This window comes from Streptomyces sp. NBC_01267 (assembly GCF_036241575.1).
Classification (GTDB): Bacteria; Actinomycetota; Actinomycetes; order Streptomycetales; family Streptomycetaceae; genus Streptomyces.
Window position 1 is genome coordinate 748145 of the sequence record NZ_CP108455.1, and the last position, 15263, is coordinate 763407.

Sequence of the window (15263 nt, forward strand, 5' to 3'; positions counted from 1 at the left end):
TGTGGCCCACACCGCCAGCCACCCCGAGCCCCGATACGGCAACCGGCCGACGATGAAGGACGTCGCCGCTCGTGCCGGAGTCGGCCTCAAGACCGTCTCACGGGTGGTCAACGGCGAGCCGGGCGTCACGCCCGACACGGAGCGCCGGGTGCAGGAGGCCATCGAGGCCCTGGGGTTCCGCCGCAACGACAGTGCGCGTGTGCTGCGCAAGGGCCGTACCGCCAGCATCGGCCTGGTCCTGGAGGACCTCGCCGACCCGTTCTACGGGCCGCTGAACCGCGCGGTGGAAGAGGTGGCCCGCGCCCATGGCGCCCTGCTCATCAACGGATCGAGCGCGGAGGACCCCGAGCGCGAGCAGGAACTGGTGCTCGCGCTGTGCGCCCGCCGGGTGGACGGGCTGATCGTGATCCCGGCCGGTGACGACCACCGCTATCTGGAACCCGAGATCGCCGCCGGGGTCGCCACCGTCTTCGTCGACCGGCCCGCCGGGAAGATCGACGCGGACATGGTGCTCTCGGACAGCTTCGGCGGCGCGCGCGACGGCGTCGCCCATCTCATCGCCGGGGGCCATCGCCGGATCGGCTTCATCGGGGACCAGCCGCGCATCCACACGGCCACCGAGCGACTGCGCGGCTACCACGCGGCGATGACCGAGGCGGACCTGACGGTGGAGGACGCCTGGGTCTCGCTCGGCGTCACCGAGGCGGAACGGGTCCGTGCCGCGGTGGGGGCCCTGCTGGACGGACCGGAACCGGTCACCGCGATCTTCGCGGGCAACAACCGTGTGACGGTCACCGCCGTACGGGTCCTGGCGGAGCGCGATCAGCCGGTCGCCCTGGTCGGTTTCGACGACATCGAACTGGCCGACCTGCTGGGCATCACCGTGATCGCCCAGGACGCGGCGGCGCTGGGACGCACCGCCGCCGAAACGCTCTTCCGCCGACTGGACGGGGCGAACGACGCACCGTCCCAGAAGGTGCTGCCGACCCGGCTCATCGCGCGCGGCTCGGGCGAGATCCCGCCCGCATAACGGCAGTTCGGGCACAGTCCGGCCCCCGTCGTCGACGACGGGGGCCGGACAGGCCCTGACCGGGCAGGCCTCAAGGGGCCGTCACCGTCAGGTCCGCGCGGCGCGGGCTCGCGAAGCCGTCCAGGTCGGCGCGGGTCAGGCCGGTGAGCCCGGTGACCTCCGCGGAGTCGAGGGCGCCGCAGTCCAGACCGCGCAGCAGGTAACCGCTGAGCGCCTTGGCGGTCGCGGGCTCGTCCATGACGTCGCCGCCGGCCTTGGCCACGTACGCGGCGAGCCGGGCGGCGGCGGGCTCCAGGCCCTCGCGGTAGAAGGCGTACACGGCGGCGTACCGGGTCGGCAGATGAGCCGGGTGCATGTCCCAGCCCTGGTAGTACGCACGGGCCAGCGCACGGCGGGTGAGGCCGTAGTGCAGCCGCCAGGCCTCGTGGACGTGCTCGGTCGTCCCGATCGGCAGCACATTGGTGGAACCGTCCGAGACACGGACGCCGGTACCGGCCGCCGCCACCTGCATCACGGCCTTGGCGTGGTCGGCGGCGGGGTGGTCACTGGCCTGGTGGGCCGCGCTGACGCCGACGCAGGCGCTGTAGTCGAAGGTGCCGTAGTGGAGTCCGGTGGCCCTGCCCTCCGCCGCGGTGATCATCCTGGCGACGGCGGCGGTGCCGTCGGCGGCGAGGATGGACTGGCTGGTCTCGATCTGGATCTCGAAGCCGATCCGCCCGCCGGGCAGGCCGTGGGCCTCCTCGAAGGCTTCGAGGAGCCGGACGAACGCGGTGACCTGCTCGGGATAGGTGACCTTGGGCAGGGTCAGGACCAGCCCTTCGGGCAGCCCGCCGGCCTGCATCAGCCCGGTGAGGAAGATGTCCGTGGTGCGGATTCCGCGGTCGCGGACCGCTGCCTCCATACACTTCATGCGGATGCCCATGTACGGGGCGGCCGTGCCGTCGGCGTACGCCTCGGCCACCAGTCGGGCGGCGCGGGCCGCCGCCGCGTCCTCCTCGGCGTCGGGGCGCGGGCCGTAACCGTCCTCGAAGTCGATGCGCAGGTCCTCCACGGGCTCGCGCTGCAGTTTGGCGCGCACCCGCTCGTACACCGGGCCCGCCAGTTCGGTACCGATTCCGAGGAGCGCGGCGAAGGAGCCGGCGTCCGGCGCGTGTGCGTCGAGCGAGGCGAGGGCCTGGTCGCCCCAGGAGCGGACGGTCCGGGGCTCGAACGCGTCCCCGGGTACGTACACCGTATGGACGGGCTGGCGGGTTCCGGGGTCCCCCGGGTAGTGGCGCGCGAGCTCCTCGTCGACGGCGACGAGGGAAGCGCTGATGTCCTCGCTGACCGCGCCGGCCAGGCTCGTCGCCACCTTCTCCTGCTGACCCATCCTGCATCCTCCTGTTTTCCGCTCATCGGAATAAATAATCCGTACAGCGAAGTTAATGGGCGGTCATGATCTGCGTCAATGGGTGCCCGAAACGGCCGGGGGCCGCGCGGCGAAATTCGCCACGCGGCCCCCGGCCGTACGGAATACGCTGGTCAGCCCTTGCGCGAGGTGACTTCCTCGGTGAGCTGCGGGACGACCTGGAAGAGGTCACCGACGACGCCGTAGTCGACGAGGTCGAAGATCGGGGCCTCGGCGTCCTTGTTGACGGCCACGATGGTCTTCGAGGTCTGCATACCGGCGCGGTGCTGGATCGCACCGGAGATGCCGTTGGCGATGTAGAGCTGCGGCGAGACGGACTTGCCGGTCTGGCCGACCTGGTTCGAGTGCGGGTACCACCCGGCGTCGACCGCGGCGCGCGAGGCGCCGACGGCCGCACCGAGGGAGTCGGCGAGGGCTTCGATGATGTGGAAGTTCTCGGCGCCGTTGACGCCCCGGCCGCCGGAGACCACGATCGCGGCCTCGGTCAGCTCCGGGCGGCCCGTCGACTCCCGCGGCGTACGCGAGACGATCTTGGTGCCGGTGGACTTCTCACCGAAGGAGACCGTCAGGGCCTCGACGGTGCCCGCGGCCGGGGCGGCCTCGACCGGAGCCGAGTTGGGCTTGACCGTGATGACCGGAACGCCCTTGCTGACACGGGACTTGGTGGTGAACGACGCGGCGAACGCGGCCTGCGTGGCCACCGGACCCTCGTCACCGGCCTCCAGGTCGGTGGCGTCGGTGATGATGCCGGAGCCGATACGGACCGCGAGGCGCGCCGCGATCTCCTTGCCCTCGGCGGACGAGGGGACGAGGACCGCGGCCGGGGAGACCGCGTCGTAGGCGGCCTGCAGCGCGTCGACCTTCGGCACGACGAGGTAGTCGCCGAACTCGGGGGCGTCGGCGGTGAGGACCTTCACCGCGCCGTGCTCGGCGAGCGCGGCGGCGGTGGCCTCGGCGCCGGAGCCGAGCGCGACGGCGACCGGGTCACCGATCCGCCGGGCCAGCGTCAACAGCTCCAGGGTGGGCTTACGGACGGCACCGTCGACGTGGTCGACGTAGACGAGAACTTCAGCCATGACAATGCTCTCCTGCTGCGAATACGAAGAATCTGCGGGCGATCAGGCGGATGGAGGGGGCTCGTCGAGCCTCAGATGAACTTCTGGCTCACCAGGAACTCCGCGAGCTGCTTGCCGCCCTCGCCCTCGTCCTTGACGATCGTGCCCGCGGTGCGGGCCGGACGCTCCGTAGCGGACTCCACCTTGGTCCAGGCGCCTTCGAGACCGACCAGGTCCGCGTCCAGGTCCAGGTCCCCCAGGTCGAGGGCCTCGACCGGCTTCTTCTTGGCGGCCATGATGCCCTTGAAGGACGGGTAGCGGGCCTCGCCCGACTGGTCCGTCACCGACACGACGGCAGGCAGCGAAGCCTCCAGCTGCTCGCTGGCGGTGTCTCCGTCCCGGCGGCCCTTGACCGTGGTGCCGTCGACCGAGACCTCGGAGAGCAGGGTGACCTGCGGGACGCCGAGCCGCTCGGCGAGCAGCGCCGGAAGCACACCCATGGTGCCGTCCGTCGATGCCATGCCGCAGACGACCAGGTCGTAGCCGGTCTTCTCGATCGCCTTGGCGAGAACCAGCGACGTCCCCATCACGTCGGTGCCGTGCAGATCGTCGTCCTCGACGTGAACAGCCTTGTCCGCACCCATCGACAGCGCCTTGCGCAGCGCGTCCTTCGCGTCCTCGGGGCCGACGGTGAGCACGGTGATCTCGGCGTCGTCCGCCTCACCGGCGATCTGGAGCGCCTGCTCCACCGCGTACTCGTCGAGCTCCGACAGCAGACCGTCGACATCGTCACGGTCCAGCGTCAGGTCATCGGCGAAATGCCGGTCGCCGGTGGCGTCGGGCACGTACTTCACACAGACAACGATCCTCAAGCTCACGCCGGCTCTCCTACTGCATCGTCTTTTCCGGGCTGCCTTGTTGCTCGCAGCATAGGCGCCTGTTGGGGCGATTTCCGGTCGGGGGTTCCGACTCCCCCACCAAAATATTACTCGTCAGTACATCCAGAATGTACCCAGTGAGCAAGCGCTTTGAACTGTGACCTGGGCAACGCCGACCGCCCGGTCACGCAGGAGGTTCTCAGTCCCGGAGCGCGGTGAAGCGGCCCTGGTGGTAGAGCAGCGGGCGCCCTGCCCCGGCCGGGTCCCCGGCGACGGCCTCGGCGATCACGATGCGGTGGTCCCCTGCGGGAATCCGCGCCACCACCCGGCAGACCAGCCAGGCCAGTACGCCGTCCAGCAGCGGCACACCCTCGGGGCCGCTGCGCCAATCGGTGGGTGCGGCGAACCGGTCGGCACCACTGCGCGCGAAGGTGGCGGCCAGCTCCTGCTGGTGCTCGCCGAGTATGTGCACGCCGACATGCTCGGCCTCGGCCACCACCGGCCAGCTCGACGAGCCGGTCCCGACGCCGAAGGAGATGAGCGGCGGCTCGGCGGCCACCGAGTTGAGCGAGGTGGCCGTGAAACCGACAGGCCTGTCACCGGCCGCGGTGATCACCGCGACACCGGCGGCATGCCTGCGGAAGACCGAGCGGAGCAGCGCGGAAGCGGCGGGCCGGTCGGTGGGAGTCGTCGGAGCTGCTTCAGAAGTCTGAGCCGTCATGGAATGGTGTTCCTTCTGCGGTGTCGGCGAACGGGACCCGGAGTGTTCAGACACCCGGACAGCGCCCGTCGGCGGTGCGGGCGAGGCCCGTGGGGGCCCAGCCGTGAAGAAGTCGGCCGTAGGGGCGAAGCAGCTGCGACATAGCGTCAGATTGACGACACGAGAAGCGCCCAGTCAAGAGCGTCGCGGAATGTAGGAGATCGATCACGGCGCGTCAGACCGCATGCCCCAGAGCGGCGATGACATCGGCGCGACGCGGCTGGCCCGAGGCGCGGCGGACGATCCGGCCGTCCGCGTCGAGCACCAGCACCGTGGGGGTCTTCCGGATGTCCAGTTGCCGCACGAGGCCCAGCTGCGCCTCGGCGTCGAGCTCGACGTGGGCGACGCCGTCGACCATGGCGGCCACTTCCTCCAGTGTCCGCCGGGTCGCCCGGCAGGGCTGGCAGAAGGCGCTGGAGAACTGGACGAGCGTCGCCCGTTCCCCCAGCGGTTCACCCAACTCGCGGGCGCTGAGCAGCACTTCGCTGTCGCCTGCGCGCACCTTCGGTCTCCGTTCGCTTCGCCGTCGTACCGGTCCGGCAGCGCGCGGGTCCGCGCGTACCGTCACACGCCGCGGTTCAGCGTGTCGCCTCATTGCAGCACCCACCTGGCCACGGTGATTCCCGCGGTCGCGTGGAGAACCGCCCCCGGCTCCGGCCGCACCGCGTATCCGCTGTTGAGGCGTGGTGCGGGCGCTCTTTTGACGACGTGACAAGAATCTCGCGGCCCGGCGACACCAGGGGTGGCTACTCTGGACGCCATGGGGCACGATCTGCCCAATGCCGAAAACCTACGGCAGCGTAACTTCCGCCGGGGGACACATCCCCGGGCACAGAAGGGTCTTTTCCAGATGGCAGAACTCGTCTATCGACCGGTCATCGGCGCCGCTCGCGGTCTGTTCAAGGCGCTCGACCTGAAGATCGATACACAGGGTTCCGAGCACATCCCGCGCTCCGGCGGGGCCGTGCTCGTCAGCAATCACATCGGCTATCTGGACTTCATCTTCGACGGCCTCGTCGCGCTCCCGCAGAAGCGTCTGGTCCGCTTCATGGCGAAGGAGTCGGTGTTCCGGCACAAGATCTCCGGGCCGCTGATGCGCGGGATGAAGCACATCCCGGTGGACCGCAAGCAGGGCGAGGCCGCCTACCGGCACGCCCTCACGGCGCTGCGCTCCGGCGAGATCATCGGCGTCTTCCCCGAGGCCACCATCTCGGAGTCCTTCACGCTCAAGAGCTTCAAGTCGGGCGCCGCGCGGCTGGCCCAGGACGCCGGCGTACCGCTGATCCCGATGGCGCTGTGGGGCACCCAGCGGCTGTGGACCAAGGGTCGGCCGCGCAACCTCAAGCGCAGCCACATCCCGGTGACGATCCGGGTCGGCGAGCCGATGGAGGCGCCCACCGACGAGTACGCCGGGGCGATCACCCGCCGGCTGCGCGAGCGGGTGCAGGAACTGCTCGAAGCAGCCCAGCGCGCCTATCCGGTACGCCCGAAGAACGCGGCGGACACCTGGTGGGTCCCGGCGCATCTCGGCGGCACCGCGCCGACCGCCGCGCAGGTGCGCGAGGCCGGCTGACCCAGCGGAAACGTCTCTCCCGGGAGCGGGACGGCCCGCTCCCGCCTCAGAGCGCGGCGGGGAGCGTACGCGCGAGATACGGACGGTCCGGCGCCGCCCGCAGCACGGCCAGTACGGCCGGGTGCGGAGCGGCGTACAGCGTCGGGTAGTCCACTTCTCCGTGCTCGGGGCGCACGGTCCAGGCCGTGCGGCTCCCGTCCGGGCAGAACTGCGCGTCGACACCCGGTTTGTTGCCGCGTGCGTCCTGGCGGGCCCAGCTCCGCCGACCGGGCAGCAGTACGGCGACCAGGCCGTGGATCACCGGATGTGTTCCGTCGTCGTCCGCGAGCCGCTGGTAGCAGAGGGCCGCGGGAAGAGACTCGGCGCGCAGCAGCGCCGCCAGGGCGTGGGATTTGGCGTAGCAGATGCCGGTGCGCTGCCCGATGACGTCGGAGGCGCGCCAGGTGACACGCGGATCGCCCGAGTCGTTCGAGTGCGGAATCGCGTCACGTACCCATTCGAACGCCGCTTTGGCGTATGAGTATGCGTCGGTGGCGTCGCGGCGCAGCCGGGCCGCCGTCTCCCGGACGAGCGGGTGCCCGTGGTCGATGCTCTCGTCAGCGGCCAAGTACGCGGCGGGTTCGGGTACTTCCTGGATCAGCTCCATGACGGGCGAGGGTACGAGTGCGGCCGACCGGAGTCAATTGATTTCCGGTCGACCGCATATTCATACATGGAAAGTCGGCTGCACGCCCTACCGGGCCAGCTCTTCCTTCAGTGCCATCAGGAACCCGTCCACGTCTTCCTCGGTGGTGTCGAAGGAGCACATCCAGCGGACGTCGCCCGCGGGCTCGTCCCAGAAGTAGAAGCGGTACCGCTTCTGCAGCCGCTCGCTGACGTCGTGCGGCAGCCGCGCGAAAACGGCGTTGGCCTGGACGTCGTAGAGGATCTCCACGCCGTCCGTCCCACGCACCCCGGCCGCGAGCCGCTGGGCCATGGCGTTGGAGTGGCGGGCGTTGCGCAGCCACAGGTCGCGGGTGAGCAGCGCCTCCAGCTGCACCGAGACGAAGCGCATCTTCGAGGCGAGCTGCATCGACATCTTCCGCACATGCTTCATGTGCCGTACCGCGTCCGGGTTCAGGACCACGACGGCCTCACCGAAGAGCATGCCGTTCTTCGTGCCGCCGAACGACAGGATGTCCACGCCCACGGCGTTGGTGAACGCCCGCATCGGTACGTCGAGCGAGGCCGCGGCGTTGGCTATCCGGGCCCCGTCGAGGTGCACCTTCATCCCGTAGCCGTGGGCGTGGTCGCAGATCGCCCGGATCTCGTCAGGTGTGTAGACGGTGCCGAGTTCGGTGTTCTGGGTGATCGACACGACCTGCGGCATGGCCCGGTGCTCGTCGTCCCAGCCGAATGCCTGCCGGTCGATGAGCTCGGGGGTGAGCTTGCCGTCCGGCGTCGGCACGGTCAGCAGCTTCAGCCCGGCCATCCGCTCCGGCGCGCCGCCCTCGTCCACGTTGATGTGCGCGGTCTCCGCCGCGACGACCGCACCCCAGCGGTCGGTGAGCCCCTGGAGGGCGACCACATTGGCCCCGGTCCCGTTGAAGACCGGGAACACCTCCGCGTCCGGCCCGAAGTGGCTGTGGATCAGCCGCTGGAGGTGGTCGGTGTACGCGTCGCCGCCGTACGCCACCTGGTGCCCGCCGTTGGCCACGGCGAGCGCCGCGAGGATCTCGGGGTGCGCTCCGGCGTAGTTGTCACTGGCGAAGCCGCGCACCTGCGGGTCGTGGTGGCGTACGGCATCGGTCTTCACGGCGCGGGGGTCAGCCACAGGCGCTTTCCATTCACTTCTCCGGCGGGCTGCTCCCAGACACCGGCGATGGCCTCGGCCAGCTCCAGGACGTCGGTGAAGCCCGAGAACTTCGCGTTCGGGCGCTCGGCGCGCATCGCGTCGTGCACCAACGCCTTGATGACCAGCACGGACGCGGCTGCCCGCGGTCCGGCCTCGCCGCCCGCCTTGCGGAAGGCGTCGCCGAGCGCCAGCGTCCAGGCTTCCGCGGCGGCCTTCGAGGCCGCGTACGCGGCGTTGCCCGCCGTGGGCTTGGAGGCACCGGCCGCGCTGATCAGCACATAGCGACCGCGGTCGCTGCGCAACAGCGCGTCGTGGAAGGCGAGCGAGGTGTGCTGCACGGTTCGGATGAGCAGCCGCTCCAGCGTGTTCCAGTCGCGGAGGTCCGTCTCGGAGAACGTGGCGCTGCCGCGCCAGCCGCCGACCAGATGCACCAGACCGTCGATCCGGCCGAACTCCGACTCCGTCCGGTCGGCCCAGGCGCGGGTCGCGTCCAGATCGAGCAGGTCGACGGGCTCACCGATGACGGTGGCCCCGCCGTGTGCGTAACGGGCCGCGTCGACCGCTTCGGCGAGGCGGCCCACATCGGCGTCGGCACCGATCACGGTCGCTCCGGCCTCGGCCAGTCTCAGCAGCGCGGCCCGGCCCGCGGGCCCTGCCGCGCCGGCCACGGCGACCACGGCTCCGTCCAACATTCCCTTACCCATTGCCTTCGCCTCCTCCGTACGAGCACTCACGCGGCTTCCCGCTCGGGAGTACCCGCCGCCGTGATCCCCTTGGTGGAGGCGACCACGGTCTTCAGCTTCTTGGAGAGCGCCTCGTAGAACATGCTGAGCGGAAACTCGTCCGGAAGCACGTCATCAACAAGTTTACGCGGTGGCTGGCTCAGATCCAGGGCGTCCGGACCCTTGGCCCAGCGCGATCCGGGGTGCGGGGACAGATAGCGGGAGACCAGGTCGTACGCAGCGAACCAGTGGACGAGCTTGGGGCGGTCGATTCCGGCCCGGTAGAGGTCCTCGATCTCGGCGCAGAGCTGGTTGGTGACCTGCGGGGCCCGCTCCCAGTCGATCGTCAGGGTGCTGTCGGTCCAGCGCACCACGTCGTGCTGGTGGAGGTAGGCGAAGAGCAGCTGGCCGCCGAGTCCGTCGTAGTTGCGTATGCGCTCGCCGGTCACCGGGAAGCGGAACATCCGGTCGAAGAGCACGGCGTACTGGACGTCGCGGCCCTGTCCGAACCCGTCGGCCTCCAGCTTCACCGCCTCCCGGAAGGCCGTGAGGTCGCAGCGGAGCTCTTCCAGGCCGTACATCCAGAACGGCTGACGCTGCTTGATCATGAACGGGTCGAACGGCAGGTCCCCGTGGCTGTGGGTGCGGTCGTGGACCATGTCCCACAGCACGAACGCCTGCTGGCAGCGCTCCTGGTCGGCCACCATCTCCCGGATGTCGTCGGGGAGTTCGAGGCGGAGGACGTCCACAGCGGCCTCCGTGACCGCGCGGAACCGGGCGGCTTCGCGGTCACAGAAGATACCGCCCCAGGTGAAGCGGTCGGGAGCTTCGCGGACGGCGATGGTCTCCGGGAAGAGCACCGCGGAGTTGGTGTCGTATCCGGAGGTGAAGTCCTCGAAGGTGATCCCGCAGAACAGCGGGTTGTCGTAGCGGGTCGCCTCCAGCTCGGAGAGCCACTCGGGCCAGACCATGCGGAGCACGACCGCTTCGAGGTTGCGGTCCGGGTTGCCGTTCTGCGTGTACATCGCGAAGACGACCAGGTGCTGGAGGCCGTCCGCACGCCGGGCCGCCGGATGGAAGGCGAGCAGCGAGTCCAGGAAGTCCGGGACCGTGAAGCCGCTGTCGGCCCACTTCCGCAGGTCGGCGACGAGCGCCCGGTGGTACGCGGCGTCGTGCGGCAGCAGCGGGGAGAGGGCGTCGACCGCGCCGGTCACGCGGGAGAGCGTCGCCTCGGCGGTGGCGCGGGTGGGCGCGCCTTCGGCGTCGAAGTCGATGGAACCGTCCGGGGACTGCCAGGGCCGGATCTCCTCGACGGCCTTCTTGAGCACGGGCCAGGCCGGGTGCTCGACTACGCGACGCGCACCGGATATGCCGCCGTCGACCGTGTCCTGCACAAGAATTTCCGTCATGTCACTTCCCTCACAGGAGAATCTAGCGTCAAGACACCGTATCCGGGTTCGGATCATGCGTTCAAGAGTCCTCTCAATAAATTATCCCGCCCAGCCCCCTTGATCGCAGCGAATCTTCCCGCCGGAAGGGCAACAGGTGGCGGCTTTCCCCATACAGGACGGGATACAGGGCGGGAAAATCCGACCCGTCAACGGAGATCCAGCCGCGCCCACCCCTGGGTGAAGAAGACCGTCCACGGTGTCCGCGACAGGTAGGACGGACGGGTTCCGACCGTCCTGACATCTCTGGAGCCTGGCGCGTGAGTATCCGAGCCGTTCTTGTCGCCGCTGTCGTCACCGGCCTGATCCTGGGGATCGCGGGGGCCCGGGCCGGCTTCTCGGCCGCGCCCCGCGAGCCCGGGACGACAGCGCGGGCGGACCGTTAGGCTGCGGCCCTGCCCAGTGGGTAGCAATCCCGTGGGCAGCAATGCCACGCGAGAGCCGCCGTCGACGGAAGCGAGAGAACCTTGAGTCTCCTCATCATCGGACATCGCGGGGTCATGGGCGTCGAGCCGGAGAACACCCTGCGGTCCTTCGTACGCGCGGAACACGCGGGGATGGACGCCATCGAGCTCGACCTGCATCTGAGCAAGGACGGCGCACTCGTCGTCATGCACGACACCGAAGTGGACCGCACGACCGACGGCAAGGGAGCCATCGCCGACAAGACGCTCGCCGAACTGCGGGAACTCGACGCGGGCCAGGGCGAGCGGATCCCGGTCTTCGAGGAGGTCCTCGACGCCGTCCGCTCACCGATCCAGGCGGAGATCAAGGACGCCGCCGCCGCGCGCGCACTGGCGCAGGTGATGCTGCGGCGCGATCTCGTCGGCCGCGTCGAGGTCTCCTCGTTCCACGACGAGGCGGTCGCCGAGATCGCCGCACTGGTTCCGGGCGTACGGACCGTGCTCATCGCCAGCCGCTGGGGCGCCGACGTGGTGGACCGGGCGAAGGCCGTCGGCGCCGCGACGGTGGCGCTGAACATCCGCAGGCTGACCCTGGAGATCGTCGAGCGGGCACACGCGGAGGGCCTGAAGGTGCTCGGCTGGGTGGTGAACACCCAGGACCATCTCCGGCTCGTGCGTGCGCTGGACCTGGACGGTGCGACCACCGACTATCCGGAGATCAGGCGCACCGGGCGGTTCACCGCCTGAGGACCGGCCCTGAGGATCCGTGGCGATCCCGGCCGGACCGGGGGCGGCCCATGAAGCCCGGGAGCGGCCGGGAGCCGGTACGCAGACGGCTCACAGCCCTTCCGGAAGCGGGTCCTGGAGCGGCTTGACCAGCAGTTCGAACTGCAGGTCGTCGCGGAGCGGTATGCCGAAGCGCTCGTCGCCGTACGGGAACGGTGTCATCTTTCCCGTACGGTGGTAGCCGCGCCGCTCGTACCAGGCGATCAGGTCGTCGCGGACCGAGATCACGGTCATGTGCATCTCCCCGACGCCCCACTCCTCGCGCACCCGGCGCTCGGCCTCCGTGATGATCTGCCTGCCGAGGCCGCCGCCCTGGAGGCCGGGGCGCACGGCGAACATGCCGAAGTACGCGGCCGGGCCCCGGTGCTCCAGCTGACAGCAGGCGATCGGCTCGCCGTCGCGTTCCACCAGGAGCATCCGGCTGCTGTCGGCCGCGATGACGGCGCGCACTCCCTCCGGGTCGGTGCGCTGCCCGTCCAGGATGTCCGCTTCCGTGGTCCAGCCGGTGCGGCTGGCGTCGCCGCGGTAGGCCGACTCGATCAACCTGACGAGCGCAGGTACGTCGGACTCGGCTGCGTCCCGGAAAGTGAGCTGGTCGGGGGCGGTGTCCATGGGGTGATGTCTCCCGTCGAAAGCGGTCCTGCGATGCCCAGACAGTAACGCGCCCGCGACGCGCTCCCCCTTTACCCCCCTGCGCTCGCGTGCGCTCCGGCCACGGTGGGAATCGATGCGTCGAGATGCCGACACGTCGAACGGGGAGGTGCGCCGTGCACGGATCCGCAACGCCCGGCTGGCTGCTGATGGCGTTGAGCGCGGCGACGGGGGCCTACTGCCTGCTGCGGCTGCGCAGCAGTTCACCGGGGGCGCGGACGGCGGCCGGGAGCGAGGCGGTCATGGGGTTCGGCATGGCGGCGATGGCCCTGCCCGCCGCGGTGGCCCCACCCCCCGCCTGGGGGTGGGCGGTCTTCGCCGTGGTGTTCGGGGGCGGCGCGCTGCGGGCCCTGTGGCTGACCCGTACCGGCGCACGCCATCTGCATCATCTGATCGGTTCCCTGGCCATGGTCTACATGGCGGTGACGATGGCCCCCGGGAGCGGCGGTCACGGCGGACACATGGAGCATGCGGCAGGCGGGATACCCCTGGTCACCGGGGTGCTGCTGGCCTACTACGCGGGGTACGTGCTGCGTACCGGCGCCGCTCTGGTGCCGGTGGCCGCACCGGTCGCGGCCGGGGGTCCGGACAGCGGGGCCCACGGCGGTGGCGCCGGCGGCTGGGGCGCGCGCCCCGAACTGGCACTCGCCTGCCGGCTCTCGATGGGGATCGCCATGTTCGCGATGCTCCTGTCGCTGTGAAGCCGGCCTCGGCACGGCGACCTCGCAGCCGGTGGGGCGAGACCCGGCGAATCGGCATCCAAACTTCGGGTGAGGCCTGCGTGACCGTGTCCTGCGTCACTTGCGGAGCCAGCCCATACCCCGGCGCCGTTCCGCGCTCATAAACTGATGCCCATGGTGGTCTCCCTAGCGCTGTTGCTACTCGGAGCCGTGGCTGCAGTTGCGGCACCGCGGCTTCTGGCGCGCGCTCAATGGCCGGACCGGGAGCCGGTGGTGGCGCTGTGGGTGTGGCAGTGCGTGGTGGCCGCGGTCCTGCTCTGTTTCGCACTGGCGATGACGTTCAGCGCGGCGGCGGCCTGGCAGCTGGTACGGGGGAATCTCTTCGCACCCGCGCCGCATGCCGTCGTGGAGGCCTACGCCCTCGGTACGTACGCCCAGTGGTCCGCGGCGACAGCGATGGTGCTGGCGGCCGGTGGCATCTGGACAGCGGCGATGCTCACCCGCGAGATCCGTCGGGCGCGGGCTTCTCGCCGCCGGAGCCGCCGTGAACTGCTGGTGCGCGCACCGGTGTTGCCGGGCGAGGAGCCCGGCAGCGACCGTCTCGTCGTACTGGAGGGTGAGCGGCCCGACGCCTGGTGGCTCCCTGGTACGGCTCCCCAGCTGGTCATCACCACAGCTGCTCTGCGGGGGTTGAAAGGCCGTCAGCTCGACGCGGTACTCGCCCATGAGCAGGGCCATGCGCGGGCCCGTCACGACTGGCTGCTGCACTGCTCGGCCGCGCTGGCGGTGGGCTTCCCGCAGATCCCGGTCTTCGCGGCCTTCCGCAACGAGATGCACCGGCTGGTGGAGCTCGCTGCCGACGATGTGGCGTCCCGCCGCTTCGGGCGGCTGACCATTGCCCTCGCACTGGTCCAACTCAACGAACACCGTGGGGTGTTCGGCCCCTGCCCGACACCCGGCGCGGAGCTGCCGCGACGCGTCGACCGGCTGCTGAACGCGGCGCCGCGCCTCACCACGGCCCGCCGGCTGCGACTCACCGCCGCCGCCTCGCTGGTGCCGGTGGTCCCCCTGCTGGTGGCCTTCGTGCCCGGACTGCGGGCGCTCGGCTAGGGAGATCGGTCAGGGCCTTCGTGCATCCCCACCGACGCGCCGCTGGGGAAGAATGCGGCCATGACGATCAAAGCTGTGTTGTTCGACTTCTCCGGAACGCTCTTCCGGATCGAGCCTGTCGCCCTATGGCTGCGGACGGTTCTGGACGAGGCGGGTATCGCCGTGAGCCCGGAGGAATTCAGCCGCTACGAGGAGGGGCTGACCTTCTACGGCGCGCTCCCGGGCGGCCCGGCGGCGCGCCAGGTACCGCCTGCTCTGGCCGAGTTGTGGGCCTCGCGCGACCGGACCGCGGAACACCACCGCGCCGCTTTCACAGGTGCCGCACGCCAGGTCGGCCTGCCTGATCCGGCCCTGTACGACGCGCTCTACGAACGGCACATGACCCCGGCCGCCTGGAGCCCGTACCCGGATACCGTCGAGGTGCTGGAGACGCTGCGCCGGCGTGGCATCCCGGTCGGTGTGGTGAGCAACATCGGGTGGGATCTGCGGCCGGTGTTCCACGCCCACGGGCTCGATCCGTACGTGGACACCTACACCCTCTCGTACGAGCACGGCGTCCAGAAGCCCGACCCCCGGCTGTTCCGCACCGCCTGCGAGGCGCTCGGCCAGGATCCGCACGACGCCCTGATGGTCGGCGACGACCGCCGTGCGGACGGTGGCGCGCGGGACGCGGGATGTGCGGTGCACTTCGTGGACCATCTGCCGGTCGAGGACCGCCCGGACGGGCTCCTCCCGGTCCTGGACCTCACCGGCTGACCCGGAACCGCGGGGGCGGAGCCGGAGGACGGAACGGGGACCCGGTGCGACGCCCTCACCACGGACAGAGCGACAGCAGGCAGAGCAACAGCAGACAGAGCGACCGCAGGTTCAGCAACAGTGAGCAGCAGGCAACAGGCGGAACGGCAGCCTGAACACCCGGACCGG

The 15263-nt window shown here is 70.3% G+C and carries 17 protein-coding genes; 7 read left to right on the plus strand and 10 right to left on the minus strand.

Annotation, left to right across the window (positions count from 1 at the left end; translation table 11 throughout):
• Nucleotides 1–52 precede the first annotated feature (52 nt).
• Nucleotides 53–1030 carry a LacI family DNA-binding transcriptional regulator gene (locus OG709_RS03540; protein ID WP_250300862.1) on the plus strand — a complete coding sequence of 326 codons (978 nt, stop codon included), beginning with the start codon at nucleotides 53–55 and terminating at the stop codon, nucleotides 1028–1030.
• A gap of 70 nt (nucleotides 1031–1100) precedes the next feature.
• Here the strand turns inward: OG709_RS03540 and OG709_RS03545 are convergent, their stop codons facing one another.
• From OG709_RS03545 to OG709_RS03565, 5 genes are all read right to left on the minus strand, one after another.
• The gene (locus OG709_RS03545) at nucleotides 1101–2399 is read right to left on the minus strand and encodes a DUF6986 family protein (protein WP_250300553.1); all 1299 of its coding nucleotides are present in this window, start codon (nucleotides 2397–2399) and stop codon (nucleotides 1101–1103) included.
• Between the two features lie 152 nt (nucleotides 2400–2551).
• Nucleotides 2552–3514, minus strand: coding sequence for an electron transfer flavoprotein subunit alpha/FixB family protein (locus OG709_RS03550; protein ID WP_250300555.1), 963 nt, complete (start codon nucleotides 3512–3514; stop codon nucleotides 2552–2554).
• A 71-nt stretch (nucleotides 3515–3585) separates the two neighbouring features.
• Nucleotides 3586–4371, minus strand: coding sequence for an electron transfer flavoprotein subunit beta/FixA family protein (locus tag OG709_RS03555; protein WP_266644293.1), 786 nt, complete (start codon nucleotides 4369–4371; stop codon nucleotides 3586–3588).
• A gap of 199 nt (nucleotides 4372–4570) precedes the next feature.
• Nucleotides 4571–5092, minus strand: coding sequence for a flavin reductase family protein (locus tag OG709_RS03560; protein WP_250300559.1), 522 nt, complete (start codon nucleotides 5090–5092; stop codon nucleotides 4571–4573).
• A gap of 214 nt (nucleotides 5093–5306) precedes the next feature.
• Entirely contained in the window at nucleotides 5307–5726 is a 420-nt protein-coding gene (locus OG709_RS03565) for a thioredoxin family protein (RefSeq protein WP_250300560.1), read from the minus strand.
• Nucleotides 5727–5981: 255 nt separating this feature from the next.
• Between OG709_RS03565 and OG709_RS03570 the strand changes: the two genes are divergently transcribed.
• Nucleotides 5982–6704: a lysophospholipid acyltransferase family protein gene (locus tag OG709_RS03570; RefSeq protein WP_250300562.1), complete on the plus strand. Its 723-nt coding sequence runs from the start codon at nucleotides 5982–5984 to the stop codon at nucleotides 6702–6704.
• Nucleotides 6705–6750: 46 nt separating this feature from the next.
• Here the strand turns inward: OG709_RS03570 and OG709_RS03575 are convergent, their stop codons facing one another.
• The 4 genes from OG709_RS03575 to OG709_RS03590 all read right to left on the minus strand — a co-directional run bounded on the left by OG709_RS03575 (nucleotide 6751) and on the right by OG709_RS03590 (nucleotide 10669).
• Nucleotides 6751–7350: a transglutaminase-like domain-containing protein gene (locus OG709_RS03575; protein ID WP_250300564.1), complete on the minus strand. Its 600-nt coding sequence runs from the start codon at nucleotides 7348–7350 to the stop codon at nucleotides 6751–6753.
• Between the two features lie 87 nt (nucleotides 7351–7437).
• Nucleotides 7438–8499 (minus strand): threonine aldolase family protein, encoded by a 1062-nt coding sequence (locus OG709_RS03580; RefSeq protein WP_250300863.1) that lies wholly within the window; start codon nucleotides 8497–8499, stop codon nucleotides 7438–7440.
• On the minus strand, nucleotides 8496–9242 hold the full coding sequence (locus OG709_RS03585; RefSeq protein WP_250300566.1) for an SDR family NAD(P)-dependent oxidoreductase: 747 nt from the start codon (nucleotides 9240–9242) through the stop codon (nucleotides 8496–8498). The genes OG709_RS03580 and OG709_RS03585 overlap by 4 nt, the downstream gene beginning before the upstream one ends.
• A gap of 26 nt (nucleotides 9243–9268) precedes the next feature.
• On the minus strand, nucleotides 9269–10669 hold the full coding sequence (locus tag OG709_RS03590; protein ID WP_329164785.1) for a DUF6421 family protein: 1401 nt from the start codon (nucleotides 10667–10669) through the stop codon (nucleotides 9269–9271).
• 299 nt (nucleotides 10670–10968) lie between these two features.
• On the opposite strand from OG709_RS03590, the gene OG709_RS03595 reads away from it, so the two are divergent.
• Together OG709_RS03595 and OG709_RS03600 are read left to right on the plus strand one after the other, a co-directional pair.
• Nucleotides 10969–11094, plus strand: a complete 126-nt coding sequence (locus OG709_RS03595) for a hypothetical protein (RefSeq protein ID WP_266644287.1) — start codon at nucleotides 10969–10971, stop codon at nucleotides 11092–11094.
• A gap of 114 nt (nucleotides 11095–11208) precedes the next feature.
• Nucleotides 11209–11859: a glycerophosphodiester phosphodiesterase gene (locus OG709_RS03600; protein ID WP_250300864.1), complete on the plus strand. Its 651-nt coding sequence runs from the start codon at nucleotides 11209–11211 to the stop codon at nucleotides 11857–11859.
• 90 nt (nucleotides 11860–11949) lie between these two features.
• On the opposite strand, the gene OG709_RS03605 is transcribed toward OG709_RS03600, so the two are convergent.
• Nucleotides 11950–12510 carry a GNAT family N-acetyltransferase gene (locus tag OG709_RS03605; protein WP_250300570.1) on the minus strand — a complete coding sequence of 187 codons (561 nt, stop codon included), beginning with the start codon at nucleotides 12508–12510 and terminating at the stop codon, nucleotides 11950–11952.
• Nucleotides 12511–12665: 155 nt separating this feature from the next.
• Here OG709_RS03605 and OG709_RS03610 point away from each other — a divergent pair, with 155 nt between their 5' ends.
• The 3 genes from OG709_RS03610 (at nucleotide 12666) to OG709_RS03620 (ending at nucleotide 15095) form a co-directional block, all read left to right on the plus strand.
• Complete coding sequence (locus OG709_RS03610; protein ID WP_329164786.1) at nucleotides 12666–13250, plus strand: DUF5134 domain-containing protein; 585 nt, start codon at nucleotides 12666–12668, stop codon at nucleotides 13248–13250.
• Between the two features lie 153 nt (nucleotides 13251–13403).
• Nucleotides 13404–14339 (plus strand): M56 family metallopeptidase, encoded by a 936-nt coding sequence (locus OG709_RS03615; RefSeq protein ID WP_250300574.1) that lies wholly within the window; start codon nucleotides 13404–13406, stop codon nucleotides 14337–14339.
• Between the two features lie 60 nt (nucleotides 14340–14399).
• Nucleotides 14400–15095 carry an HAD family hydrolase gene (locus OG709_RS03620; protein WP_329164787.1) on the plus strand — a complete coding sequence of 232 codons (696 nt, stop codon included), beginning with the start codon at nucleotides 14400–14402 and terminating at the stop codon, nucleotides 15093–15095.
• The last annotated feature ends 168 nt before the right edge of the window (nucleotides 15096–15263 follow it).

Coding starts and splice junctions, on each gene's coding strand:
- OG709_RS03540 (WP_250300862.1), top strand. CDS start 53: ATGAAGGACGTCGCCGCTCGTGCCGGAGTCGGCCTCAAGACCGTCTCA.
- OG709_RS03545 (WP_250300553.1), bottom strand. CDS start 2,399: ATGGGTCAGCAGGAGAAGGTGGCGACGAGCCTGGCCGGCGCGGTCAGC.
- OG709_RS03550 (WP_250300555.1), bottom strand. CDS start 3,514: ATGGCTGAAGTTCTCGTCTACGTCGACCACGTCGACGGTGCCGTCCGT.
- OG709_RS03560 (WP_250300559.1), bottom strand. CDS start 5,092: ATGACGGCTCAGACTTCTGAAGCAGCTCCGACGACTCCCACCGACCGG.
- OG709_RS03565 (WP_250300560.1), bottom strand. CDS start 5,726: ATGAGGCGACACGCTGAACCGCGGCGTGTGACGGTACGCGCGGACCCG.
- OG709_RS03570 (WP_250300562.1), top strand. CDS start 5,982: ATGGCAGAACTCGTCTATCGACCGGTCATCGGCGCCGCTCGCGGTCTG.
- OG709_RS03575 (WP_250300564.1), bottom strand. CDS start 7,350: ATGGAGCTGATCCAGGAAGTACCCGAACCCGCCGCGTACTTGGCCGCT.
- OG709_RS03585 (WP_250300566.1), bottom strand. CDS start 9,242: ATGGGTAAGGGAATGTTGGACGGAGCCGTGGTCGCCGTGGCCGGCGCG.
- OG709_RS03590 (WP_329164785.1), bottom strand. CDS start 10,669: ATGACGGAAATTCTTGTGCAGGACACGGTCGACGGCGGCATATCCGGT.
- OG709_RS03600 (WP_250300864.1), top strand. CDS start 11,209: ATGGGCGTCGAGCCGGAGAACACCCTGCGGTCCTTCGTACGCGCGGAA.
- OG709_RS03605 (WP_250300570.1), bottom strand. CDS start 12,510: ATGGACACCGCCCCCGACCAGCTCACTTTCCGGGACGCAGCCGAGTCC.
- OG709_RS03615 (WP_250300574.1), top strand. CDS start 13,404: ATGGTGGTCTCCCTAGCGCTGTTGCTACTCGGAGCCGTGGCTGCAGTT.
- OG709_RS03620 (WP_329164787.1), top strand. CDS start 14,400: ATGACGATCAAAGCTGTGTTGTTCGACTTCTCCGGAACGCTCTTCCGG.